This is a genomic window from Bradyrhizobium sp. SBR1B, from assembly GCF_014198205.1.
Lineage (GTDB): Bacteria > Pseudomonadota > Alphaproteobacteria > Rhizobiales > Xanthobacteraceae > Bradyrhizobium.
Map to the genome: position 1 here is coordinate 33,654 of NZ_JACIHC010000003.1, position 25,204 is coordinate 58,857.

Consider the following 25,204-nt stretch of genomic DNA (forward strand, 5'->3'; position numbering starts at 1 on the left):
ACGGTCCATCCGGACCGACAATGATCAACAGGACGTCTATCCATCGATCGGCAAGAGGACGACAATCATGCGTAGTTCGACGATATTTGCGACAATCATTGCTCTTTCGGCCGCCACTCCCGTGCTCGCCGACGACGTCAAGGTCGGCGTGGGCATCTCCGGCTGGACCGGATTCGCGCCGCTGACTTTGGCGAAGGAGGCTGGCATCTTCAAGAAGAACGGCCTCGACGTCACGATCAAGAAGATTCCGCAGAAGGACCGGCACCTTGCGATCGCGTCCGGCGACATCCAGTGCGCGGCGACCACGGTCGAGACCTGGATCTCCTGGAACGCGAACGGCGTTGCGACCAAGCAGATCTTCCAGCTCGACAAGAGCTTTGGCGCCGACGGCATGGCTGTGCGCAACGATGTCGCCGCGATCAAGGACCTGAAGGGCAAGACCGTCGCCGCCTCCGCGCCCGGCACCTCGCCTTATTTCGCGCTGGCCTGGATGCTCAAGAAGAACGGTCTCACGGTGAAGGATGTCACCGTCGTCAACCTCGAGCCGGCCGCGGCCGCGCAGGCCTTCGTCTCCGGCCAGAACGATGCGGCGATGACGTATGAGCCTTACTTGTCGACGGTTCGCGCTGCGCCCGACAAGGGCAAGATCATCGCGACCACGCTGGACTATCCGATGGTCATGGACACCTTCGGCTGCACGCCGAAATTCCTGACCGACAATCCCAAGGCCGCCAAGGCGCTTGCCGACAGCTATTTCGAGGCGCTCGACATGATCGCCAAGGACCAGGCCAAGGCCTACGAGATCATGGGTGCGGACGTGAAGCAGAGCGGCGAGCAGTTCGGCAACTCGGCGAAGTATCTGCGCTGGCAGGACAAGGCCGCGAACCAGAAGTTCTTCGCCGGCGACTTCCTGACCTTCAACAAGGAGGCTGCCGACCTGTTGCTCGAGATCGGCATCATCAAGGCTGCGCCGAAGGTCGAGGATCTCTTCGACGCCAGCTTCATCAAGTAAGTCACTCACGCGCTGCTGGCCCCGTCTCGCGGCGGGGCCGGCAAGTCTGTTCACCGCCCGGATATATCGTCGATGCGTCCCCTGGACCCTGTTACATCGAAGCAGCGCGTGGCCTACGGCCTTGCATTCTTCGTGGTGTTCGTTGCCCTCTGGTCGTGGGCGACCTTTGGCGGCTATGTGTCGAAGACCTTTCTCGCCAACCCTCTCACCATGATGCAGGAAGGTTATGACCTGCTGGCCAAGCAGGGTTTTGTGTTCGACATCGGCATGACGATCTGGCGCGTCGTCGGCGGCTTTGCGCTCGCAGCGATCATCGCAGTGCCGCTCGGCGTTCTCATGGGCGCCTACAAGCCGGTCGAGGCGTTCCTCGAGCCGTTCGTCTCCTTCGCGCGCTATCTGCCCGCCTCCGCCTTCATTCCGCTGTTGATTCTGTGGGCCGGCATCGGCGAACTGCAGAAGCTCCTCGTCATCTTCATCGGCTCGGTATTCCAGGTCATCCTGATGGTCGCCGTGACCGTCGGCGCCACGCGGCGCGATCTGGTCGAGGCGGCCTATACGTTGGGGGCCCGCGACCGCGGCATCATCCGCCGCGTTCTGCTGCCCTCCTCCGCGCCCGAGATCGCAGAGATCCTGCGGCTGGTGCTGGGCTGGGCTTGGACCTATGTGATCGTCGCCGAACTGATCGGCTCGTCCTCGGGCATCGGTCACATGATCACCGACAGCCAGGCGCTGCTCAACACCGGCCAGATCATTTTCGGCATCATCGTGATCGGGCTGATCGGCCTCCTCTCCGACTTCATGTTCAAGGCATTCAACGCCTGGCTGTTTCCGTGGAGGCTCGCATGACGATCCTCAAGGTCGAGCAGGTCTCGCGCACTTTCCCCGCACGCCACGGCAACGCGCCGACCAAGGCGCTCGAGCCGACCGATCTCGTCATCGGCAACAACGACTTCGTCACCATCCTCGGCCCCTCCGGCTGCGGCAAGTCCACCCTGCTGCGCATCGTTGCGGGCCTCGACCGTCCGACCAGCGGCCGCGTCACGCTCGACGGGCGCGAGGTGGCTGGTCCCGGCGCCGATCGCGGCATGGTGTTCCAGTCCTACACGCTGTTTCCCTGGCTCACCGTGCGCGAGAACATCGCCTTCGGCCTGCGCGAGCGCGGCGTGTCCGAGGCGGAGCGGCACAAGATCGCCGACGCCTTCATCCGCCAGGTCGGGTTGTCCGGCTTCGAGAATCATTGGCCGAAGCAGCTCTCGGGCGGCATGCAGCAGCGCACGGCGATCGCGCGTGCGCTTGCCAACGACCCGAAGATCCTGCTGCTCGACGAGCCCTTCGGCGCGCTGGATAACCAAACCCGCGCCCTGATGCAGGAGATGCTGCTCGGGATCTGGGAGCGCGACCAGAAGACCGTGCTGTTCGTGACCCACGACATCGAGGAAGCGATCTTCCTCGGCAGCCGCGTCATCGTCATGAGCGCGCGTCCCGGCCGTATCAAGGCCGAGATCACAGTGGACCTGCCGCATCCGCGCTCCTACAAGATCAAGACCACGCCGGAATTCGTCCAGCTCAAGGAACGGCTGGTCGAGGAGATCCGCACCGAGGCGCTGAAGGTTACTGAGCATGCCTGACAATCGTCCTTCCGCCGACGGCGCACGCGTCCTCGCCGACCTCAACGCACTCCGCGCCATCGGCGCCTACAAGACCGGCGTGCACAAGCCGACCTTCTCCGAGCCGCACAAGCTCTCGCTGGACTGGCTGGTGCGCAAGCTGCCCGATGCAGGTCTCTCTGCTTCGATCGACGGCATCGGCAACGTGTTTGGGACCAGCGCCAAGTCCGGGCCGAAACTGCTGGCCGGCTCGCATCTGGAGAGCCAGAACTACGCCGGCTGGCTCGATGGCCCGCTCGGCGTCGTCTATGCGCTCGAGGCGGCGCGCGTGCTCAATGCCGACCCCTCCGTGAAAGGCGCGGTCGAAGTGGCCGCCTGGTGCGATGAGGAAGGTCATTTCGGCAGCTTCCTCGGCTCGCGCTCTTATGTCGGTCAGGTGACTGAAGCCGAGATCGACGCCGCGCGCGACCGCACTGGCGGCCGCACCATGCGCGATGCGCTCGCCGAGATGGGGCTCGCAGGACGCCCGCGCATCGGCGTCGAGCCGGGCCGGCACGTCGGATATCTCGAGGCGCATATCGAACAGGGCGACACGCTCGAAAGCGGCAAGCTTGCGATTGGCGTCGTCACCTCCATCGTCGGCATCTGGCAGTACCGCATCAATTTCGCCGGTGAGCAGAATCACGCCGGCACCACGCGCATGGCCGTGCGCAAGGATGCGGGGCTGGCGCTGGCCAAATTCTGCGTCGCGATCGACCAGCGTTTTCCTGATTCCTGCGGCCCACGAACGGTCTGGACCACCGGCCGCATCTCGCTCGATCCTGGCGCGCCGAGCATCATTCCGGGTGGAGCGGAGATGCTGTTCCAGATCCGCGACGACGATCCGGCCGTCATTGCCCGGCTGGAGCAGCTGCTGCGGACCATGGCTGACGAAGCCAGCGCGAACGGTCCCTGCACCGTTACCGTCGAGAAGATCCGCACCGGCGCGCCCGCCATGATGAATTCCGGCTTTCAGGACGCAATCGAAGCCGCGAGCAAGGCGCTGGCCGGCGGACGATCCATTCGCATGCCCAGTGGCGCCGGCCACGACGCGCAGATGCTGGCAACCGTCATGCCCGCCGCCATGCTGTTCGTGCCGTCGATTGGCGGCATCAGCCATCACTGGACCGAGAACACCGCCGATGCCGATATCGTCACCGGCGCGCAGGTGTACGTGGACGCCTGTCGGCGGATCCTTGCGGGTTAGAACGAGCCAGGGAAGCGCTGCGTCGGGGTACGAGAGCGGAGGTATGACGCACAGTCTCTCCACCGTCACTGCGAGGCTCCAATGCACATCCCAACGTGCAGTGCCGTAGGGTGGGCAAAGGCGCATAGCGCCGTGCCCACGATCTCCCTCCATGAGCGACAAGGCGTGGGCACGCTGCGCTTTGCCCACCCTACGAGATTGAGATTGTGGCACGCAGCTCAAGTTGCAGACGCGGCCTCGCGGCGCATTTCGCCCGAGCTTTGCTTGGTCTCGCTACCCTCTCATCCAAGAGGGCGCAGGGAAGGCCGGGTGCTGGCTCGCACCCGCGGTCCGCTGCGCGAAAAGCACACGCAGAAAGAACCGCACAGCAGCATACAGGTGGTGCCGATCACTCGGCCTTCCCTGCGCAGTGGTTGGACGGCTTATGCCGTGATCTCCCGGGAGCCGACCATTCCTTCTGGCCTCCCTCGCCCCGCGAATTTGAATGATGCAGTCTGCCCGGTTGGGCTCGCTCGCATCTTCGCAAGGACTTGACCGTGGCAACGACGGCCAGGACCACACGGTTTTGCCGTACGCGCGGCCCGCCATTTCGCCGCAGTTTTCCCGAGCCCTGTCGACAAAGCCGGAAACTTACAGACGAGACGAAGCCTGGCAGCGCCGTCGTCCGCACGAAGCCTCGGGCTCACAGGGACTACCCGCCCTGCCCGCGCCTCTCGTGCCGACGCTGCCGCGTCCACCGCAACCCCGGCTCGCGACAGTGACGACCACATAGTCGCCCCTCTTGGGTGAGCCGGGATGGGCGACACATACGCCGAAACCGAATTTCGGTAAAGTGGAATATTTTTAGCGAAGCGGATTGACAGAGGGCGACACAGGTACCGTCCCGTAGCCCGGATGGAGCGCCAGTAATCCGGGACGGTGCGAAATGCGGGCGAGCGGCCCCGGATTGCGCTTCGCTCCATCCGGGCTACACGCAGACAGTCTGCACCGGTTCCAACGATCGAACGCAACGATCGAAGCGCGGCACCTCATGCACGCCACAGACATAAAGTCGCGACAATCGTCGGGCTTGTCGATCGCCCTGCCCCCGCTTTCCCGGAGTTTCCATGTCTTCCGCCGACCGGCCTTCGACCCGCCTTGCGACCCGGCTTGCCTTCCTTGTCGCGGGTTTCGGCATCTCGTGCTGGGCGCCGCTGGTGCCGTTCGCGAAGACGCGGCTCGGCGTCGATGATGGCGTCCTCGGACTGCTGCTGCTCAGCCTCGGCATCGGCTCGGTCATCGCGATGCTGGTGACTGGGATCGTGAGCGCGCGCTACGGCAGCAGGCCGATCATCATCGCGGGCGGGTTCGGTCTGGCGCTGGTTCTGCCCCTGCTCGCGATTGCGGCTACGCCCGCAACGCTGGCGCTGGCGCTTTTCGCATTCGGCGCCGCGCTCGGCTCGATCGACGTCGCCATGAACATCCACGCCGTGGAGGTGGAGCGCGCCGCGCACCGCCCGCTGATGTCCGGCTTCCACGCCCTGTTCAGCATCGGGGGCTTTGCCGGATCCGCGCTGATGACGGCGTTGCTCTCGCTGCAATTCGGAACGCTCGCCTGCACGCTGATCTGCTCCGTGCTGATGCTGATCGCGATGGTCGCGACCTCGCCGCGCCTGCTTCGCTCCGTGCAGGTGCAGGAGGGCCCGCTGTTCGTGTTGCCGCACGGATCGGTGCTGCTGCTCGCGCTGCTCGGCGCCATCACCTTCCTGGTCGAAGGTGCGATGCTGGATTGGGGCGCGCTGCTCGTCATCGGCGCAGGTCTGGTCACCGAGGCGCAAGGCGGCGCCGGCTACATCGTGTTCTCGTTCGCGATGACTGCGGGCCGGCTCGGCGGCGACGCCGTCGTTGCGCGCATCGGCGATCGCGCGACATTGCTCTGGGGCAGCCTCATCGCGATCGCCGGTTTCGTGGTCCTGTTGGCGGCGCCCATTGCGGCGGTCGCCCTCGGCGGATTCCTGCTGATTGGGCTCGGCGCGTCGAATCTGGTGCCGGTGCTGTTCCGCCGGGCGGCGCGGCAAACGGTGATGCCCACCGGCCTTGCGGTCGCGGCGATCACGACCGCGGGCTACGCAGGGATTCTCATCGGGCCCGCCGGCGTCGGCTTCGTCGCACGTTTTGCCGGGTTGCCCTTGGCGTTCTGGCTGCTGGCTGCGCTGATGGGTCTGGTCACGCTGTCGGCGCACATCGTCACGAAGGACCCGGGTAAGACCACGGCGACCTAACCCCTTCCATTTCCGGCATGATTCAGGCGGGGCCGAAGCCGACCCACGCCATCTGCGCAGGTCTGCCAGCTATGCTGCTTTCGGCCAGTTTACTGGACGCCTCGTTCTGCTAGACCACAACAATACCTTTTGACTCCCGTTGCGGGGGGCAATGGCACGTGCCAGCTCACAATAACAACCAAGACTCGGCCATTTCATTCGGGCCATTTCGGCTGTTTCCCAAGTCCCGGCTCCTGGAGAAGGAAGGGGAGCCGCTTCATGTCGGCGGCCGCGCGCTCGATATTCTCATCCTGCTTGCCGAGCGCCCCGGAGAAGTCATCGACAAGAGAGAGCTGGTCAAGCGCATCTGGGCCGACGTGAATGTCGACGAGGGCAGCCTGCGCTTCCATGTCGCAGCGTTGCGCAAGGTGCTCGGCGATACCGGTAAATCGGCCCGTTATGTCCTCAATGTGCCCGGCCGCGGCTATTGCTTTGTCGCCCCGTTCGCCCAAATCGCCTCGCAGGTCGCGCCAGCCGCCGCCGAGATCATTCCTCCTCGCTCGCTGCCCACTCAGCTTGCGAAGATGGTCGGACGCGAGGAGGTCATCGAGAAGATTTCAAACGGCCTGACGCTCTATCGCTTCATGACCCTGGTCGGCCCGGGCGGCATCGGCAAAACGGCGGTCGCCGTCACGGTCGGGCATCGGCGCTCGGCGGATTTCGACGGCCGCGTCTTCTTCGTCGATTTCGGTCCGCTGCGGGATGCGAGCCATGTCCCGACCACCATCGCCTCCGTCCTCGGACTGACCGTCAGCGCGGAGGATCCGACGCCGGCCGTGCTGACATTTTTGAAGACCGGGCCGGCCCTGCTGATCTTCGACAGCTGCGAGCATGTGCTTGATACGCTGGCGCCTCTCGTTGAGCGCATCGTTCGCGAAGCGCCTCAGCTTCGTGTTCTCGCCACCAGCCGCGAGTCGTTCCGGAGCGAAGGCGAGCGGATATTCCGGCTGTTTCCGCTGGATTGTCCGCCCGAGCGCGAGGGCCTCGACGTCGCAGAAGTTCTTGCCTATCCCGCCGCCCAGCTCTTCGTCGAGCGCATCGCGCAGAGCTCCGGGCCGTTCCAGCTCAGCGCGGAAGAGGCGCCGCTTGTCGCCAGCATCTGCCGGCGGCTCGACGGCATTGCGCTGGCGATCGAGCTCGCGGCGGGCCGTGTCAATGCGTATGGCATCGCCGGCACCGCCTCCCTGCTCGACAGCCGCTTCTCGCTGCAATGGCGCGGACGGCGCACGGCCGTCCCGCGGCACCAGACGCTCGCCGCCGCCCTCGACTGGAGCTACGACCTCCTGTCTCCGGCGGAAAGCGCCACCTTGCGACGATTGTCGGTGTTCGCAGGGCCGTTCGCGCCGGAGGCGGCAGCCGCGGTCGCGTCGGGCGACGGCCTCAGCACCTCGGAGACGCTGGAGGCGATCGACAGCCTGGTCACCAAATCGCTGATCTCGCCATCCGGCTCGCGGGCGCTGCGCTATCGCCTGCTCGACACCACGCGCACTTACGCACTCGGGAAACTGAACGAGCTCGGTGAAACCAGGCAGTTCGCGCGGCGTCATGCGGAGCATTTTCGCGATTTCTTCGAGCGCGCGGGGGCCGACACGTCGACGCCGCTGCCCGAATGGCTCAGCACCTATGGCGGCGAGCTCGACAATGTGCGCGCGGCGCTGGATTGGGCCTTCGCGCCCGACGGCGACACCAGGCTCGGCATTGCGCTGACGGCCGCCGCCGTCACCCTTTGGGTGCGTCTGTCGCTGTTCGCCGAATGCCGCGAGCGCAGCAGAACGGCACTGGCGGCGCTCGGAGACGACGGCGACAACGACCGCATCCGCATGCAGCTTCTGTCGGCACTCGGCTGGTCGCTGATGTATGGCGAGGGCCGCGCGCGCGAGGCGCGCCCGCTCCTCGAGACGACGCTCGAGCTCGCTGAGAACCTCGACGACAAGGACTTCCGGCTGCGCGCACTCTGGGGCCTGTGCATCGACCAATTCAACAACGGGCAGTTCGGCAAGGCCCGCGCGCTCGCCGAGCGCTTTGCGAAGGCGGCAGCGAATTCGCCCGACAGCACCGATCTCATGCTGGGCGACCGCCTGATGGCCGTCGCGCTGCATTATCTCGGGGACCAGAACGACGCGCGGCAGCGCATCGACCGGGTGAACGCCTCGCTGCATGTGCTGGTGGCGAAGCCGAAAATCTTCCCGCTCGATCTCAGGATATCGACGCAATATTTCCGGGCCCGCATCCTCTGGCTTCAGGGCCTCGCCGATCAGGCCCAGGCGCTCGCCGCTGAGAACATCGAGGAAGGCCGCGCCAACGGCCATGCGCTGACCTTCTGCAGCGTGCTGGGACAGGCCGCCTGCCCGATCGCGTTCTGGTCCGGCGATTTCGAGGCCGCCGAGCGCCACGGCGCCGAGCTGCTCGAACACACCGAGCGCCACGGAATCCGGCTGTGGGGCCTATGGGCACGCGCCTTCAACGCCGCGGTCGTGGCCAGGCGCGGCGACATCGCCACCGGCCTGCCGCTCCTGCGCGAAGAGCTCAACCGCGCCGGCGATGCGCGCTTCCTGCCGCGCTTTCTGCCGCTGCTCGGCGAGTTCGCCGCGTGCTTCCTCGAAGCCGACCAGGTCGACCGCGGCCTCGACACGATCGAGGAGGTCCTGACCCGCTGCAACGACCGGCAGGAGCGCTGGTATCTGCCGGAGCTGCTCCGCATCAAGGGGGAATTGATGCTCAGAAGCGCACGGCATACTGAGCACGCCGAGGCGCACTTTCGCGAGGGCATCGACATCGCCGTCGAGCAGGGCGCGCGCTTCTGGGAGCTCCGCTGCGCGACCAGTCTCGCGCGGGCCATGATCGGAGCCGGCCGGAGCGCGGAAGCCCGGGTGGCTCTCGACAATGTCTGCGGGACGTTTGCCGAAGGCTCCGGCATCGCCGACATGCGCATGGCCCGCGACCTGATCGCGCGATCGCGGGCCTGACGGCGCGTGGCGTCTTGATCTAGCCTCCCACCGCAGCAGCGCGGCGCGGCAGCTTCCAGCCGGGCCGGATGAAGTGGCAGGTGTAGCCGTCAGGATAGCGTTCGAGATAGTCCTGATGCTCGGGTTCGGCCTCCCAGAACTCGCCTGCGGGCGCGACCTCGGTCACCACCTTGCCGGGCCACAGGCCGGACGCCTCGACGTCGGCGATGGTATCTTCGGCGATCTTCTTCTGCTCGTCGCTCGCATAGAAGATCGCGGAGCGATAGCTGGTGCCTCGGTCATTGCCCTGGCGATCGAGCGTGGTGGGGTCGTGGATCTGGAAGAAGAACTCCAGCATGGTCCGGTAGCTGGTCCTGGCGGGATCGAACATGATCTCGATCGCCTCGGCGTGGCCTTCGTGGTTGCGGTAGGTTGCGTTCTTCACCTTGCCGCCGGTGTAGCCGACGCGTGTGGAAATCACGCCTGGTTGCTTGCGGATCAGATCCTGCATGCCCCAGAAGCAGCCTCCGGCCAAAACTGCGCGCTCCATTGTCATTTGTCCGCTCCCAATTGACCGCTCTGTCGGTCCTGCATCTGCCACATCCTATGCCTTCCGCAGCCCTGCCGAAAGCCGGGCATACCCTGTACGACCATCCGGGTCGTCGACCCGGATGGCACGAACTGTCCCTCGCCGCTAGCCCAGCTTGGCGTCGAGCGTGATCGCCGCGTTGAGCACCTTCGACACCGGGCAGTTCTTCTCGGCCTCGCCGGCGAACTTGGCAAAACCTGCCTCGTCGAGGTTCGGCACCTTGGCACGCAAGGTCAGCGCGGACTTGCTGATCTTGAAGCCCTTGCCTTCGGGCTCCAGGGTCACCGCGGCTTCGGTCGAGAGCTCGTCCGGCGTGAAACCTGCCATCTGAAGACCGAAGGCCAGCGCCATCGTAAAACAGCCGGCATGGGCCGCAGCGATCAATTCCTCGGGATTGGTGCCCTTCTCGTTCTCGAAGCGGGTCTTGAACGAATAGGGCGTCTCGGCCAGCACGCCGGACTCGCTCGTCAGATGGCCGGTGCCGTCGCGGCCGGTGCCCTTCCATACTGCTTTCGCTTTGCGGATCATCTCAATTCTCCTCGTTTGTTTTTGCGCACCGGCGCTCTGTACCGGTGGAAGGCGGCATCGGCGTGACCGCCTGCCGCCGCTCCAACCGGCCGCGTGTCGCAACGGTTCCGCTAGCTGCCGATCTGTCCGACGTGGAAGCCGAGCCGGTTCTCGACGTCCCCGGCGCGGTGGAAGCCCCGCGCCATCAGCGCCTTGATCCTGGTCTGGCTCGCGGGGCGGCTGAGCGAGGCCAGGAACGCGTCCCACTCCGGCTTGATTTCGGCGTCCGGCGGCAGGCTTGCGACATCGACAAGACGCTTGGTCTCGGCGATCGCCTCCTTGTCGAACGAGGCGATGCGCATCGCGAGTGCCTCGACGAAACCGTCGAGCTCGGCATCCGGCAACGACCGGTTGACGTAACCGTAGCGTTCGGCGAGATCGCCATGGATGTCGTCGGCGCCGAGCAGCACTTCGAGCGCACGGCCGCGGCCCATCAGGCGCGGCAGCCGCGCCATCGGCCCGCCACCGGGCACGAGGCCCGCGCCGACCTCCCATTGCGACAGGATCGCCTTCTCGCGGCTGGCAAAGCGCATGTCGCTCGCGAGCGCGAGCTCGCTGCCGACACCCGTTGCGCGGCCACGGATCGCGGCGATGGAGACGACCGGCGCGCGGCTGAGGCGTACCAGCATGTCGGGCAACGCCTCGAGGCCGGTCGGCCCGCGCGGAATACGAAGCGAATCTTCCAGCGGCGCCAGGAAATCGTAATGGGTGATGAAGAAGCCTTCGACGGCACTGTCGAACACCACGACCTTCACGTCCGGATCGGTCTCGATCCTGCTGACGATGTCGCCCAGCACCGGCAGCTGCTTCGGGCCGAAAATATTCACCGGCGGCATGTCGAAGGTGACACGCCAGTAGGACGGCAGGCGGCGCTCGAGGTGGATGTCTTGGGTCGTGAAGGTGCGTTCGGGACGGTTCATTGCTTGCACTCCTGATGTATGGGTTCGCATCTCAGATCGATTGCCGCAGCGGACGGAACGCGGTCCGCACTTCCGCAGAGAACAGCGCCGGCTGCTCCCAGGCCGCGAAGTGTCCGCCCTTGTCGAGGCGGTTGTAGTGGATCAGCTTGGGGTAGGCCTTCTCTGCCCAGCTCCGCGGCGCGGCGTAGATCTCGTCCGGGAAGACGCTGACGGCGACGGGAATCTTGACCTGCTTGGGCGCGAAGAACACCAGCTTGTTCTCCCAGTACAGCCGCGCCGAGGAGACCGCGGTGTTGGTGAGCCAATAGAGCGTGATGTTGTCGACCACATCATCGCGCGACAGCCCTTCCGTCCTGCCATCGAACACGCGTGCGATCATCGCGGCGCTGCGCGCATCATGATCGAGCATCCAGGACGCGAGGCCCGCGGGCGAATCCACGAGGCCATTGAGCGTCTGCGGCCGGTTCGACATCTCGATCGCGTAGCCGAGGCCATGCTTGTAGAAATCATCGAGCTGGTCGTAGGCAAGGCGCTCCTCAGTCGAGAGGTTCGCCGGGCGCGTTCCGCCGGGTTGAAGCGCCCTGGCGATGTCGTCGGGGACGGTCGCGGGCATGTTGGTGTGAATGCCGAGCAATTCCGGCGGCGCGATCAGCGCCATCTGCTCCGTCACGGCATTGCCCCAATCGCCGCCTTGGGCGACATAGCGGCTGTAGCCGAGCCGCTTCATCAGCACGATCCAGGCCCGCGCGATGCGCTGGGGGTCCCAGCCGAGCACCGTCGGCTTGCCCGAGAAGCCGTGGCCAGGGAGCGAGGGAATCACAAGGTCGAACGCGTCCGCGGCCTTGGCGCCGTGCGCGGTCGGATCGGTGAGCGGACCGACGATCTTCATCTGCTCGATGATCGAGCCGGGCCAACCATGCGTGACGATCATCGGCAGTGCATTCTCGTGCCGCGAGCGGACGTGAATGAAGTGAATGTCGACGCCGTCGATTTCGGTGACGAATTGCGGCAAGGCGTTCAACCGGGCCTCCACCTTGCGCCAGTCGTAGTCGCTCTGCCAGTAGCGCACGAGCTGTTGCATCGTCATTAGCTGCACGCCCTGCGACTGATCGGTGACGATCTCGCGATCCGGCCAGCGTGTGGCAGCCAGGCGCCGGCGCAGGTCGAGCAGATCCTGCTCGGGCACACTGATCTGGAATGGCCGGATGGCGCCGCCTGCGGTAGCCTTGGCAGGATGCAGCGGCAACAGGCTCGACACGCTGGCGGCAACCGCGGTCATCGCGGCCTGGCTCAGCAATTGACGGCGGTCGGGATTGAGGCTCTCAGTTCGGGCTTGCGCGGTCATGTTGGATCTCCCTTGCTTTGGTCGGTGACGCTGACCGAGTTCGAAATCAACGCATCGGTTGGCGTGCAGGGAGATTGGCGCAGGCCCCGGCAGTTTGCTCGTTATGCATTGTTAGCCTGCGTTAGCCGTTGCGAGTCCGCGCAAGAGTGCGATGACATGCGCGCAATACGACACGGCGCGCGACGACCAGTCATCGCGCGCCGTGTCGGCCAGGATCGGAAGATGCCTTTCGCTGCAGCTCAAGTCGGCAGCGGCTGGCCGGCCTGCTCGCGGACGATGTATTCGGCGTACCAGTCCGGCCAGTTCTCGTCGTGTCCGCCAGTCCGCGCCTCATGTTCGCCATGCGCCAGCGCCGCGCGACGCAGCGCTGCGGCCAGATCGGTCGCTGAGGCGAATGCCGTGCCGTCGCCTGCGATGCGTCCGGGCAATCGTGTCGTGACTTCCTGGAACAGCCAGCCATTGCCGTCGGGATCGCTGAACGCGGCGAATGAAGCATAGCTGCCGCGCTTCGGGTCAGCACCACTGACTCGAACGCTGCCGAACAGATATGGCTCGTCAGGCCCGGCATGAACGTCGCCGGCACCGTGGAACGGCTCGCTGACCTCGACGCCGCGGGCGAGCAGATCCTGACGTGCCGCCTCGAGATCGGAGACGACCAGATACAGGCCTCGCGCCGAGCCCGGCGCGGCCGCCGTGACGTTCGTGCCGAAGATCACCGAACAGGCCGAGCCCGGCGGCGTGAACTGGATCACGCGCCAGTCGTCGCCTGACGTGAAATCAGCATCCAGTCGCCAGCCGAGGCGCGTGTAGAACGCCTTGGCGCGGTCGACATCGGACACCGGGATCACGAGGACCTCGAGCTTCAAATCAACTCCATGAGATTTCGAGGGCTTGGTTTCAGCTTGGCGATTCAGCTCGATCACAGCCATGTCCAACTCCTTGTTTCAAGCCGCGGGTCCGGGATCGACACCCGCTCCGAACGTCAGGACTGTCGCGCAAACGAGAGATTCTTACCCGTTATGGGGTGTTAGAGTCCGCTAGCCGTTGTGAGGGAGGGCTCACGCCGCAGCGATCGGCATCACGATGGTGACCCGGGTGCCGCCCTCGCCCGCCTCGCCCTGCAGCCGCGCCTGGATGCTGCGTGCGAGCCCTTCGAGGATCCGGCTGCCGGTGCCCTGGAGCGGACCGGTCGCACCGATGCCGTTGTCGGCCACCGTGCAGAGCCAGGCGCCGCCGCGCCGGGCCAGGCCGATGCGGATCAGCGCACCCTTCTTGCTCGGGAAAGCATGCTTTGCCGCGTTCGTCACCAGCTCCGTCAGCATCAGCGCGAGCCGATGACACTGCGCCGCCGGCAATGTGCCGCTTTCGATCGCAGCCTCGCAGCGGATGCCTGCCGGTTCCAGCACAGCCTCGGAGATCGCTTCGCACAGGCTTTCGAAGAAGGCCGCTGCGGAAACGAACCGCAGATCGTCATGATCAGACAGAAGTTGATAGAGCCTGCCGAAGGCGACGATGCGCCGCTCGAACCGGTCCACCGCCAACGACATATCGCCCGTGCCCGCGCGCGTGAAATCGCGACGGACTGACGCACCCAGCAGCGTCAGCGTGTTCTTCATGCGATGGTGGAATTCCCGCAGCACGAGCTCCCAGTCACGCGACTGATCATCGAGGCCAGGTAAAAATTGAGAGCGAACGACATGGTCGTTCGGCCGAGCGCCGATCGCGGACATCATAGCCTCCCGTTGAAACTTGCATCTAACGCGAATGCCATACTGGATGCTGTTCGCGTGCTTTGCTCGTTAGACGTTGCAAGATTCTGTTATGATCACCGTCGCGACGACCGAGATCCAGATCCGCCATCGCGGTCCAGCGCATTGCCGGATTGTCCCGATCGCTCGCTGGACCACTCGCGTTTAAGTTAGATTTGCGACGCTCCTCGCGTGATCGGCCGATCGCGATGATCGCCACGCGATTTCGCCACTTTCGGCCAGTTTACTGGACGTCTCGTTCTGTTAGACCAAAACTGCAGACTTCAGCCTTTTCACTGGAATTGTTGGCCCGTGCCGGACACTAACGAGCAAGATTCGGTCATTGCCTTCGGGCCATTTCGCTTGTTCACGAAGTCGCGGCTGCTTGAGAAGGACGGCGTCCCGCTTCACCTCGGCGGCCGCGCGCTCGACATCCTCATTTTTCTCGCCGAGCGTGCCGGCGAGGTCGTGGACAAGCGGGAGCTGATCAAGCGCATCTGGGCCGATGTGAACGTCGACGAAGGCAGCCTGCGTTTCCACATCACGACGTTGCGCAAGGCTTTGAACGATAAGGCTTTGAACGATAGGGCCTTAAGCGATGCCGGCGAAGGCTCCCGCTACGTGATCAACGTCCCCGGACGCGGCTATTGCTTCGCGGCCCCGCTGCTCCGGGCTGCGCCTTCTGAGAGCCGGACCAGCCTGCCCGACGCTTCGCCCCGCTCGCTGCCCGCGCCGCTCGCTAAGATGATCGGGCGGAACGATGCGGTCGAGAAGATCTCGGCCGAGCTTGCCCAGCATCGCTTCGTCACAATCGTCGGCCCGGGCGGGATCGGCAAGACGTCGGTCGCGCTTGCCGTCGCGCATCGCGAGCTCGCCGGCTTCGATGACCAGGTATGTTTCGTCGATTTCGGCGCGCTGACGGATGTCCGGCTCGTTCCCGGCACGATTGCGGCCGCGCTGGGCCTGACCGTCAATGCCGACGATCCCGTGCCGAGCCTGCTGACGGTCCTGCGCAGCCGGCGCATGCTGCTGGTGTTCGACAGTTGCGAGCATATCCTCGACGAGCTCGCCCCTCTGGCCGAACGCATGGTCCGCGAGGCGCCGAAGCTGCATATTCTGGCCACCAGCCGCGAATCCTTTCGCACCGAAGGTGAGCGCGTCCACCGGCTGTTTCCGCTGGATTGCCCGCCGCAGCGCGAAGGCCTCGGCATTGCCGACATCCTTGCCTATCCCGCAAGCCAGCTCTTCGTGGAACGCATTGCCGAGAGCCTGAGCGAATTCGAGCTCACCGAGGAGGATGCGCCGCTCGTCGCCGAGATCTGCCGACGGCTGGACGGCATCGCCCTGGCGATCGAGCTCGCGGCCGGACGTGTCAACGCTTATGGCATTGCCGGGACCGCATCACTGCTGGACAGCCGCTTCTCGCTGCTGTGGCGGGGACGGCGCACCGCGATTCCGCGGCACCAGACCCTGAGCGCGGCGCTCGCCTGGAGCTACGATTTGCTGCCGCCGACCGAGAGCGCGACCCTGCGCGGATTGTCGGTGTTCGTCGGGCCGTTCACGCTGGAAGCCGCGCTTGCGATCGCATCCTGCCAGGGCATCAGCGAGGGCGAAGGTGTGGAAGCCATTTCGAACCTGCTCTCCAAATCCCTGATCGCGACCTCGCCGGCTGAGCGGCGGCTGCGCTATCGCCTGCTCGACACCACCCGCGCCTTCATGGCGGACAAGCTCGTCGAGAACGGCGAAGCGGACCGCGTCGCGCGCGCCCACGCCGAATATTTCCGCGATTTCCTGCGCGACATTGCCCTCAAATCCACGGGCATGCAGAGCGCGGGCGGCTTCCTTCCCTATGCCGACCATTTGCCCAATGTCAGGGCTGCGCTAGCCTTCAGCTTTTCGGACGGCGGCGACCGGACGATCGGCGTGGATCTGGCGGCCTCGGCGGCGCAGTTCTTCCTCGAGCTGACATTGCTGACGGAATGCTACCGATGGACCCAGCAGGCGCTGGCGTCCCTCGACACGCGCGCCGTGGACAGCCGACAGGAGATGACCCTGCAGGCCGCGCTCGGCGTCTCCGTGATGTTCACGCAAGGTAATACGGAAGCGGTCCGGTCGGCCTTCACGCGCAGTCTCGAGCTTGCCCGCCAGCTCGAGGACCTGCATTGGCAGCTCTGGCTGTTGCGCGGATTGCACATCTACCTGACCAGGGTCGGAGATTTTCACGGCGCACTCGAGACCAGCGAACAGGCCGAGGGCGTTGCGCGCAAACTGAATGATTCCGCCGCCACGCTGAACGTGGATTGGATGCGCGGCGTCGCGCACCATTTGATCGGCAACCAGGACAAGGCGGTTCGGTTCTGCGAAAGCGCGATGGTGCACAATCCCGGCTCGCAACGGCTGAATATCGGGCATCTCGGCTATGACGACCGCATCGTGGCGCTGGTTGCGCTGGCGCGCGGGCTCTGGCTCACGGGCCGGCCCGAGCGAGCGATCGAGGTGGCCAGATACACGGTGCGCGAGGCCGAGCTGCTCGAGCAGCCGCTTACCCTCGGCATCTCCCTGATCTGGACGATCTACGTGTTCCTCTGGGTCGGCGACTGGGCCAGTGCCGAAATCCTGATCGAGCGGCTGATCGATCATTCCGCACGGCACTTTCTCGGCCCCTATCACGCGGTCGGCATCGGCCAGAAGGGCGAGCTGCTGCTGCGCCGGGGCGACGTCGCGGCAGGGATCGAGCACCTCCGGCGCAGTCAGGCGACGTTGTACGCGACACGGCACCGCATCATGACGACGGTGTTTGCGACGGCGCTGGCCGAGGGTCTCGCCTCCCAGAACCAGCCCGACGAGGCCTTGCAGACGATCAACGAGGCGATCGCCCAGATTCCCGATCACGGCGAATCCTTCGACATGCCGGAGATGCTCAGGATCAAGGGTGACATCCTCGCCGGGTCTGGCAACGCTGTAGAGGCGGAGAGCACCTTGCGCAAATCGCTCGATCTGTCCCGGCGTCAATCCGCGGTCGGCTGGGAGCTTCGCGGGGCGATCAGCCTCGGCCGCATCTGGGAGCAGGCCGGCAAGGCCGCTGACGCTAGCGCTTTGCTCAACCCCCTCGTTGCGCGCTACCAGGAGGGCCTGCAGACCCGCGATCTGATCGCTGCCAGAGAGCTGCTGGGCACCCTGAATTGAGAGTATCTTCAACGAGATACTGCCATGCTACTCGCTCGCAACTCCTAACAACTTCTAACACGCCAAGCCGCATGCGCCCCGCCATGGTGGAGACACTGGACGGTGGATGTGGCGGGACATGGCGCTTCTTGACGACGTAATCGATGCCAGCGGCGGAATGGCCCGCTGGAACAGCTTGAACCGGTTCACGCTCCACCTTTCCGTTGGCGGGACGCTGTTCTCCAGCGCCGGCCATGCCCGGGAATTCAAGGATGTGACCGCGGAAGGCTCGACCCGGACGCAATCGGTGCGCTTCACCGGCATCACCGGGGGTGAGCACTCCGGCTCCTTTCAACCGGACGCGATCACGATCGAGAGCCTGGATGGTGAGGTCCTGCGGTCCTGGCCTAATCCCGGCCTTGCATTTTCCGAGGTCGATCCACCGGCGCTCGCGGATGAGCTGCATCTCGTCTTCTTCTGCGGCGTCGCGATCTGGAGTTATCTGACGATTCCATTCCTGCTTGCCCACCCCGATGTCGTGATCGAGGAGCTGTCGCCCTGGCAGGAGAATGCCGAAACCTGGCGGCGGCTGCGGGCACGATTCCCGGCCCACCTGATGACGCTCGCGTCCGAGCAGATCTTCTATTTCGACGAGAGTGCCCTGCAGCGGCGGGCAGATCACGATCTCTTCGGGATGAAGGTCGCACACTCCTCCTGGGCACATGACAGCTTCGGCGGCATCGTGGTGCCGACACTTCGGCGCGCGCAGACATTGCGGCCCGATGGAACCGTGATTGCCAAGCCGGTGCTGATGGACGTCGAGATCTTCGACGCCGTCTTCGAATAGCGGCGGTACGGCTGACATGGCCGCTCTCAACGCCTAACAATACATAACGAGCCAACAGCGAAATCGCTGCGCTCGTTCGCGGCTTCCTTGCGCGACTGGACGGACACAGGGGCTGACAGCAACCGCGTGGCGGATCGCTGCGGAGGCGCCGCCGCTGTTCGGCCTGATCAGGCGGAAGGCGGAGTCAGCATGAGCCGAGCGTCCCTGAGATCGGCGGTCTCGAACCCCTCTGTGAACCGCGCATAAGTCTTGGCGAGCTGTTGGCGCGGATCTCGCACACCCTGTCGCTCGCGCAGCCGCGCCAGCGACATCTCGGTGCGCAGCCGCCAGGACAGCGCGCCCTGTTGCTCGGCGAGCTCCGCCGATGCGACAAGGCTTGCCTCGGCCGCGTCGAGGTTTCCACTCTGCGCCTCGAGCTCTCCGCACAGACGCAGCAGTTCCGGCATGTCGAAGGCACCGCCTTCCTGCTCGACGCGGTCGATGGTCTCGTGCAGGACCTGAGCGCCTTCCGCCAAGCGCCCCAATGAGACCAGCCCGGAAGACAGATCCGCGGCGAATGCCGACATATAGAGCTCGTAGCGATCCGCGTGCAGACGCGGAAGTGCGCTTCGCAACAGGTCGATGCCGCCAAGGGCCTCGCCATGGGCGATCATGGTCTGCGCCCGAAAGCCGGTCGCAACGGCCTCATAGGGGACGAGCCCGTGCATCCCCGCATGCGTCGCCAGCCGAGTGCTCATGGTCTCGACGGCGGACCAGTCGCCGACCCAACCGAACACCGAGGCGGACCAGCACAGCGCGATACAATGCATCACCACGTCGCGCGGCGCTGACGCGCCGACGAGGGGGAGGACGCATTCGAGCGCGCGATCGGGATAGCCGCGCAGCCACAACACGCGCGCCAGCGGAATTTGCGGCGTACGCGAATAGGCGAAATGTCCGGGTTGCGTGCCCCGCAGTGCGGCGTCGTCGCGCATGCCCTCGTCGAGATGAGCTTGCGCCTCGGCCTGGTCGCCGGCGAGGTGATAGGACACGCCGAGAAGCGCTTTGCTGCCGGCAATGCCCGCGGTATCGCCGATCAGGCGCGCAATCCGTTCGGCGTGACGCGCAGTCGGCACCAGATGCCGGTAGCCGCCGGTCCGGCGATAGAACATGTTCAGTCGCGATAACAACCTGAATGTGTTGGCGTGGTCGCCGATCGTCTGCGCGATCTCCAGCCCGCGCCGGAGCGCCGCTTCCGCCTGCTCGCTGTTGCGCTCGGTGAACATGAAGGCGTGACCGAGCGTTGACTGAAGCTCGAGCTCCCATCGGCCGCCACGATCGGCGTCGTCGAGCATCGCGAGCGCGCGATCGGACCAGATGCGCGCCTCGTTCAGCAAATTCAGCTCGACGAACAGGCCCGTGCAACTGCCGGCAAGCGGCACGCGCAAGTCGGCGCCGTCATCATTGGCGTAGCTCCATGCCAACGCCGCGCGGGCATCGGCGAGCAGGCCCGCACGCTCCTGCGAGCGGGACATCTGGCCGCTGCCACCCTGCGCCGTCAGGCCGGCTTCGAGCGTGCGTTGAACATAACAAGCGTGACGGCGCGCGATGACGCTTGCCTCACCGCCATCCGCCAACTTCTGCATGGCATAGGCACGCGTTGCGTCCAGCAGGCGATAGCGCCGCGATGCGCCGTCCGGCTGCGAGGACACCAGCGACTTGGCCACGAGCTGCTCCAGCGCGTCGATGACGCGTTCCTCCGGCGTTTCCTCCTCGGCCACCACCGCTATGGCGCCCTTCAGGGTGAAGTGACCTGCGAAGACGGCGAGCCGCAGGAACACGATGCGCTCGTTCTCGCCGATCAGGCCGAAACTCCAGTCAAGCGTGGCACCGAGCGTCTGCTGCCGCGGCGGCGCCGTTCGTCGCCCGCGCCACTCGAGCTGCAGGCGGCTGTCGAGCAGCGCCGCCATCTCGCGCAGCCCGTAGAGGCCGACGCGCGCGGCAGCAAGTTCGATCGCGAGCGCGATGCCATCGAGCTTGCCGCAGATCTGCACCAGGACTTCCGCATCCTCGTCGGTGAGATCGTCGCGATGCCCCGCCGCATTGGCGCGGTCGACGAACAGGCGCGCCGCCGGATAATTCAGCACCTCGCCGGCGCTGAGGCGCGTGCCTTGCGGCGGGCCGCGCAGCGGAGCAAGTTCGAAAATCTGCTCGCCAGCCACCAGCAGCGACTCGCGGCTGGTGGCGAGGATGGCGACGCCGGGCGCCTCGCGGTGAATGTCTTCCGCGAGACGTGCGACCGCGTCGATGACGTGCTCACAGCTGTCGAGAACGAGAAGCAGCCGGCGCCCGCGCAGGAAATTGACGATGCTGTCACTCGGATCGTTGTGGTGCACGACGAGGCCCAGCGCGGCGGCAACCGTGCTCGCCACCAACGCGGCGTCCTTGAGCGGACCGAATTCGAGGAAGTGGACGTTGCCCTCGAATCTGTCGCACAGGGCATGCGCGAGCGCGACCGCAATGGTGGTCTTGCCGATGCCGCCTGGCCCTCGCAGCGTGACGAAACGATCGCGGAGCAAGCGCGGCGCCAGCTCGGCCACGATTTCGTCCCGCCCGACCATCCGGTCCAAACGATGCGGCAGAGACGGTGACGACGTCACCTTTTCGGCTGGCCGCGACGTGAGCGACGGCGGCTCCGCGCGTGGACCACGCTGCACCGGCGCGACGAAGCAATAACCCCGGCTCGGAATGTTGGTGATGTAGCGGACGCCGTCCTTGCCGTCGCCGAGCACCTTGCGCAGCTCGGCGACATGAACCCGCAGGCTGATCTCCTCGACGGAGAGGCCGGACCACGCGTAGCCGAGAATCTCGTTCTTTGGCACCACCTCGCCGGCACGGCTGACGAGAAGGCGCAAAATATCCATCGCGCGGCTGCCGAGCTTGACTGGCACGCCGTCCTTCTCCAGCAGCCGCGAGCGCAGCGAGAACGGCCCGAACGAGACGGCATCGAGATCAAGGATCGTTCCGGCGCCGCCGCTGCGGGGGCCATGTCCTGCCGAGAGGTCGGTCACATCTTGCTCATCTTGACGACTGCTTCCTCGAAACGCGCGGGGACTATACCCGGCACCGATGCGAGGTCCAGCGAAGGCCCTGCGCGGATCTCACACCGGCACGTCGATCGCCACGCGATGCTCCTTGAGGTCCCCTCAAACAGGGGCAGCCGGGCAAATCTCTGACAAATTGGACTTAATCAAACGTCTGCGGCGGGCTGTCGCACCTGATGCACGCGCACAAAATCTAACAGATCCTAATCACCACTAACGGGCGTCCTGGCCAGCTCACGCCTATCCTCCGAGCATGGACAGCATTGGCTTTGCGCGTTTGCCGGTCGTTGCAAACCGCGGCAAAGCCAGGAGAGGACGAGCGATGTCGAACAATTTGCACGCGGCCCATGCCTGGATCGATTTTCCGGCCGGCTCGCGGGATCACGAGGTTCTTCGCCCGACGCAGGTGATCGCCCGGGAGAGCCAATGGCGTCAGATCGATCGCACTGTGGACGGCGCGATCCAGGACATCACGATCTCGCGATGGGAGGACTCGCGGAGCAGCTCGTCGCACGAAACGACGACGCCGGATGATCGCTATTTCATCGGCATCGCCCTGAAGACCACGCGCGCGAAGCTGACACGGGACCGCCAGATCATTTTCGACGGCACCATGCCTGCGGGGACGCTCTATGTCACCGCTCCCTCGAAATCTCTCGGCGTGCAATTCCAGTCGCCATGCGCCTTCCTGCACGTCCACATCTCCACGGATCATCTTCCGGCCCATGTCGTTGCGGCCGACGGGCTCAATGACCTCGTGCTGCTGCGCGATCCGCTCGCCGCCGAGCTTGCCAAGGCGCTGATCGAGCAAAGTGATGCCGCAGACCGGCATTTCACACAGTGCATCGGCCAGACCCTGGCGATGCATCTCACCCGGATCGAGTTGCCGCGCGCAAGGGTCAATGCCTTGCCGAAATGGCGGCTGCGGCGTGTCGAGCAATATATCGCCGATCATTTCCACCGCGGCATCAGCCTGTCCGAGCTTGCCAATGTCGCCGGCCTGTCCCGGATGCACTTTGCGGCACAATTCCGCGCCGCGACCGGTTACCGTCCCCGCGAATATCTGCTCAATCACCGCACCGAGCAGGCGAAGACGCTGCTTGCAAGCACCGAGCGGCCATTGGCGGAGATCGCGCTTGCCGTGGGCTTCAGCACGCAGGCGCATTTCTCGACCGTGTTCAAACGCATCAGCGGTCAATCACCGGCACGCTGGCGCCTCGCCAGCAGGGGTGAGCGGCTCGAGGTCGAAGCGCCGCTACGGCGTCGTCCTTCCCCGCAGATTGGTTGGACCGCCAGCGCCGCGGCCTAGGCATCCGGCGGCTCGCGCCCTCTTCCTCCCGGGGCCGGCGAGCCTCTCGGGGCCGTCCCTGCTCCCACACAGGACGGCCCCATTTTCTTGGCGCAACGCTGCGCTCCATCGGAGCTACGACACCCTACACCGGATCGAACGCGCGGATCGGCGGCAGATTACCGGTGAACTTCTCCACCTCGACCACCGTCAGCTGCCCGGTGCAGCCTTGCGCGAACGACGAGGTCCCGATGTCGCGGGTGAGCACGTTCGGATTGCCGTGAACGCAGAGCGGCGCCTCGTCTTCCGGATCCATCGGATCGTACCAGGCGCCGGTCGGAAGCTGCACCACGCCGGGCGCGATGCCGTCGGTGACGTGGACCGCGGCAAGGCACGCACCGCGATCGTTGAACAGGCGGATGATGTCGCCGTCCTTGATGCCGCGTGCATCAGCATCGCGCGGGTTCATCCGCGCGACCTCGCGGCCGCGATGTTTGGCCGCAATCGAGTGCCCGCCGAAATCGAGCTGGCTGTGCAGGCGCGTCACCGGCTGGTTGGCGACCAGGAAGCACGGCGCCCCGGGCTTGGGCATGTCGGTCTTGTCGAGCCAGACCGGATGTCCCGGACAATCCGCATCACCATGGCCGGCGATCTTCTGCGAGAATATCTCGATGCGCCCGCTCGGCGTCGGCAGCGCGTGATTGACAGGATCCTCACGGAAGCGGCGCAACCGGCCGCCATCATCGGGCTGCTGCGGCACGACCAGGCTGCCGCGCGCCCAGAACTCGTCGAAGCGAGGGGCTTCCAGGCCGCGCTTGGCGAGCGAGGCGCGGGTCGGCTCGTAGAGATGCTCGAGCCATTGCCGCGAGGTACGGCCCTCGGTGAAGGGTTCGCGGGCCCCCAAACGGTCGGCGAGATCGGCAAAGATATCGTAGTCGTCGCGCGAAAGTCCGAACGGCTCGGCGATCTGGTGCATGGCCACCATGAGGGGGTCGTTGCTGGAATAGCCGATGTCCTCGCGCTCGAGCGTCATCGTCGACGGCAGCACGATGTCGGCATGACGGGCGGTGGCAGTCCAGGCGAGCTCATGCACGACGAACGTGTCGAGTTTCGCAAAAGCCTTGCGCAGGCGGTTGATATCCTGGTGATGATGGAAGGGATTGCCGCCGGCCCAGTAAACCATTCGGATGTCCGGATAGGTCCGCGTCTCGCCATTGTAGCGATAGGTGCTGCCCGGCTTGAGCAGCATGTCGGCGATGCGCGCCACCGGAATGAAATCGGCGACGCCGTTGCGGCCCTGCCCCAGCGTCGGCCCCGGCACGTCGTTGACGCGGCGGCCGTAATAGCCGATCGCCCCGAGCGAATAGGCATAGCCGCCGCCGGGAAGGCCGATCTGGCCGAGCGCCGCCGCCAGAACCATACCCATCCACACCGGCTGCTCGCCATGCTCGGCGCGCTGCAGCGAATGAGAGACGGTGATCAGTGCGCGCTTTCCGGCGAGCCGGCGCGCCAGCTTGCGGATCGTCTCCGCCTCGACGCCTGAGATCGCGGCAGCCCATTCGGCATGCTTTGCCTGCCCGTCGCTCTCGCCGGTGAGGTAGCGCAGGAAGACCGGCCATCCCTCGGTGTAGCGATCGAGGAAGGCCTGATCGTGCAGGCCTTCGCTGACCAGCGTGTGGACGAGGCCGAGCATCAAGGCGGTGTCGGTGCTCGGCACGCAGGTCATCCACTCCGCACCGGCCTCGACGGGCAGGTCTTCGCGAAGCGGGCTGACCAGGATGAACTCGCAGCCGCGCTTGCGGGCCGCCGCCATGGCGCCGCGCTCGACATGCTTGCTGATCGAGCCGCCGGCCACCATGGAGTTCTTCAGCGCCATGCCGCCGAAGGCCAGCACGATGTCGGTGTGATCGGCGATCTGCTCCCAGGTGACGTTGCGCTTGGTGATGTCCTCATAGCCGGCGAGGATTTGCGGCAGCAGCACCGAGGACGCGCCGGAGGAATAGGAGTTGACCGAGCGCACATAGCCGCCCATCGCGATGTTGAGGAAGCGATGCACCTGGCTCTGGGCGTGATGAAAGCGGCCGGCGCTCGACCAGCCATAGGAACCGCCGAACACGGCGCCAGGCCCGCTTGTATCGCGGATGCGCGACAGCTCGTCGCCGAGCAGGTCAAGCGCCTTCTCCCAGCTCACGGAGACAAATTCGTCGCGGCCGCGGCGATCGTCGGGACCCGGCCCGCGCTCGAGCCAGCCGCGGCGGACCGCCGGCTGGGATATGCGCGCCTGATGGCGGAGCGCACCAGGGAAATTGTCGATGATGCCGTTCGGATCGGGGTCGCCCGCATAGGCCCTGACCTCCAGCCCGGCCGCGCCCTGACGCGCGGAAAACACGCCCCAATGCGAGGTGTGCGGCTTGAAGCCATCCGACAGGTCGAGACCGGGATCGGGGAAGCCAATCGTATCGTCCATCGCGTGATCCTTGTTCCGGCGTCCGGCCTGCTAATCGGGGTGGTAATATACCGATCCGATCGTGAGGTCGTCGAG

The 25,204-nt window shown here is 65.5% G+C and carries 17 protein-coding genes; 9 read left to right on the plus strand and 8 right to left on the minus strand.

Annotation, left to right across the window (positions count from 1 at the left end; translation table 11 throughout):
- Positions 1-67 precede the first annotated feature (67 nt).
- The 6 genes from GGD61_RS08470 (at position 68) to GGD61_RS08495 (ending at position 9,131) form a co-directional block, all read left to right on the plus strand.
- The gene (locus tag GGD61_RS08470; protein ID WP_183230527.1) at positions 68-1,012 is read left to right on the plus strand and encodes an ABC transporter substrate-binding protein; all 945 of its coding nucleotides are present in this window, start codon (positions 68-70) and stop codon (positions 1,010-1,012) included.
- Between the two features lie 72 nt (positions 1,013-1,084).
- Entirely contained in the window at positions 1,085-1,858 is a 774-nt protein-coding gene (locus tag GGD61_RS08475; RefSeq protein WP_183230528.1) for an ABC transporter permease, read from the plus strand.
- Positions 1,855-2,640: an ABC transporter ATP-binding protein gene (locus GGD61_RS08480; RefSeq protein ID WP_020508750.1), complete on the plus strand. Its 786-nt coding sequence runs from the start codon at positions 1,855-1,857 to the stop codon at positions 2,638-2,640. Before GGD61_RS08475 ends, GGD61_RS08480 begins: the two co-directional genes overlap by 4 nt.
- Positions 2,633-3,865: a Zn-dependent hydrolase gene (locus GGD61_RS08485; RefSeq protein WP_183230529.1), complete on the plus strand. Its 1,233-nt coding sequence runs from the start codon at positions 2,633-2,635 to the stop codon at positions 3,863-3,865. The genes GGD61_RS08480 and GGD61_RS08485 overlap by 8 nt, the downstream gene beginning before the upstream one ends.
- A 1,106-nt stretch (positions 3,866-4,971) precedes the next feature.
- Positions 4,972-6,126 (plus strand): MFS transporter, encoded by a 1,155-nt coding sequence (locus GGD61_RS08490; RefSeq protein WP_183230530.1) that lies wholly within the window; start codon positions 4,972-4,974, stop codon positions 6,124-6,126.
- 158 nt (positions 6,127-6,284) lie between these two features.
- Entirely contained in the window at positions 6,285-9,131 is a 2,847-nt protein-coding gene (locus GGD61_RS08495; protein ID WP_183230531.1) for a winged helix-turn-helix domain-containing protein, read from the plus strand.
- Positions 9,132-9,150: 19 nt separating this feature from the next.
- Here the strand turns inward: GGD61_RS08495 and msrA are convergent, their stop codons facing one another.
- The 6 genes from msrA to GGD61_RS08525 all read right to left on the minus strand — a co-directional run bounded on the left by msrA (position 9,151) and on the right by GGD61_RS08525 (position 14,261).
- On the minus strand, positions 9,151-9,666 hold the full coding sequence (gene msrA / locus GGD61_RS08500) for a peptide-methionine (S)-S-oxide reductase MsrA (RefSeq protein WP_092253107.1): 516 nt from the start codon (positions 9,664-9,666) through the stop codon (positions 9,151-9,153).
- A gap of 138 nt (positions 9,667-9,804) precedes the next feature.
- Positions 9,805-10,227, minus strand: a complete 423-nt coding sequence (locus GGD61_RS08505) for an OsmC family protein (protein WP_092253109.1) — start codon at positions 10,225-10,227, stop codon at positions 9,805-9,807.
- 110 nt (positions 10,228-10,337) lie between these two features.
- The gene (locus GGD61_RS08510) at positions 10,338-11,186 is read right to left on the minus strand and encodes an enoyl-CoA hydratase/isomerase family protein (protein WP_177236947.1); all 849 of its coding nucleotides are present in this window, start codon (positions 11,184-11,186) and stop codon (positions 10,338-10,340) included.
- 31 nt (positions 11,187-11,217) lie between these two features.
- Positions 11,218-12,531, minus strand: coding sequence for an epoxide hydrolase family protein (locus GGD61_RS08515; RefSeq protein ID WP_092253113.1), 1,314 nt, complete (start codon positions 12,529-12,531; stop codon positions 11,218-11,220).
- A gap of 239 nt (positions 12,532-12,770) precedes the next feature.
- Complete coding sequence (locus tag GGD61_RS08520) at positions 12,771-13,460, minus strand: VOC family protein (RefSeq protein ID WP_092253115.1); 690 nt, start codon at positions 13,458-13,460, stop codon at positions 12,771-12,773.
- Between the two features lie 129 nt (positions 13,461-13,589).
- On the minus strand, positions 13,590-14,261 hold the full coding sequence (locus tag GGD61_RS08525) for a sensor histidine kinase (protein ID WP_092253944.1): 672 nt from the start codon (positions 14,259-14,261) through the stop codon (positions 13,590-13,592).
- A gap of 330 nt (positions 14,262-14,591) precedes the next feature.
- Between GGD61_RS08525 and GGD61_RS08530 the strand changes: the two genes are divergently transcribed.
- Together GGD61_RS08530 and GGD61_RS08535 are read left to right on the plus strand one after the other, a co-directional pair.
- Complete coding sequence (locus GGD61_RS08530; protein WP_092253116.1) at positions 14,592-17,465, plus strand: winged helix-turn-helix domain-containing protein; 2,874 nt, start codon at positions 14,592-14,594, stop codon at positions 17,463-17,465.
- 118 nt (positions 17,466-17,583) lie between these two features.
- Positions 17,584-18,291 carry a hypothetical protein gene (locus GGD61_RS08535; protein WP_092253946.1) on the plus strand — a complete coding sequence of 236 codons (708 nt, stop codon included), beginning with the start codon at positions 17,584-17,586 and terminating at the stop codon, positions 18,289-18,291.
- A 167-nt stretch (positions 18,292-18,458) separates the two neighbouring features.
- Here GGD61_RS08535 and GGD61_RS08540 read toward each other — a convergent pair whose 3' ends face one another.
- Positions 18,459-21,341, minus strand: coding sequence for a winged helix-turn-helix domain-containing protein (locus GGD61_RS08540; protein WP_092253118.1), 2,883 nt, complete (start codon positions 21,339-21,341; stop codon positions 18,459-18,461).
- Positions 21,342-21,696: 355 nt separating this feature from the next.
- On the opposite strand from GGD61_RS08540, the gene GGD61_RS08545 reads away from it, so the two are divergent.
- Entirely contained in the window at positions 21,697-22,683 is a 987-nt protein-coding gene (locus tag GGD61_RS08545) for a helix-turn-helix domain-containing protein (RefSeq protein WP_092253120.1), read from the plus strand.
- 124 nt (positions 22,684-22,807) lie between these two features.
- Here GGD61_RS08545 and GGD61_RS08550 read toward each other — a convergent pair whose 3' ends face one another.
- A complete protein-coding gene (locus GGD61_RS08550; protein ID WP_092253122.1) occupies positions 22,808-25,129 on the minus strand; it encodes a molybdopterin guanine dinucleotide-containing S/N-oxide reductase in 2,322 nt (773 codons plus the stop codon).
- Between the last annotated feature and the right edge of the window lie 75 nt (positions 25,130-25,204).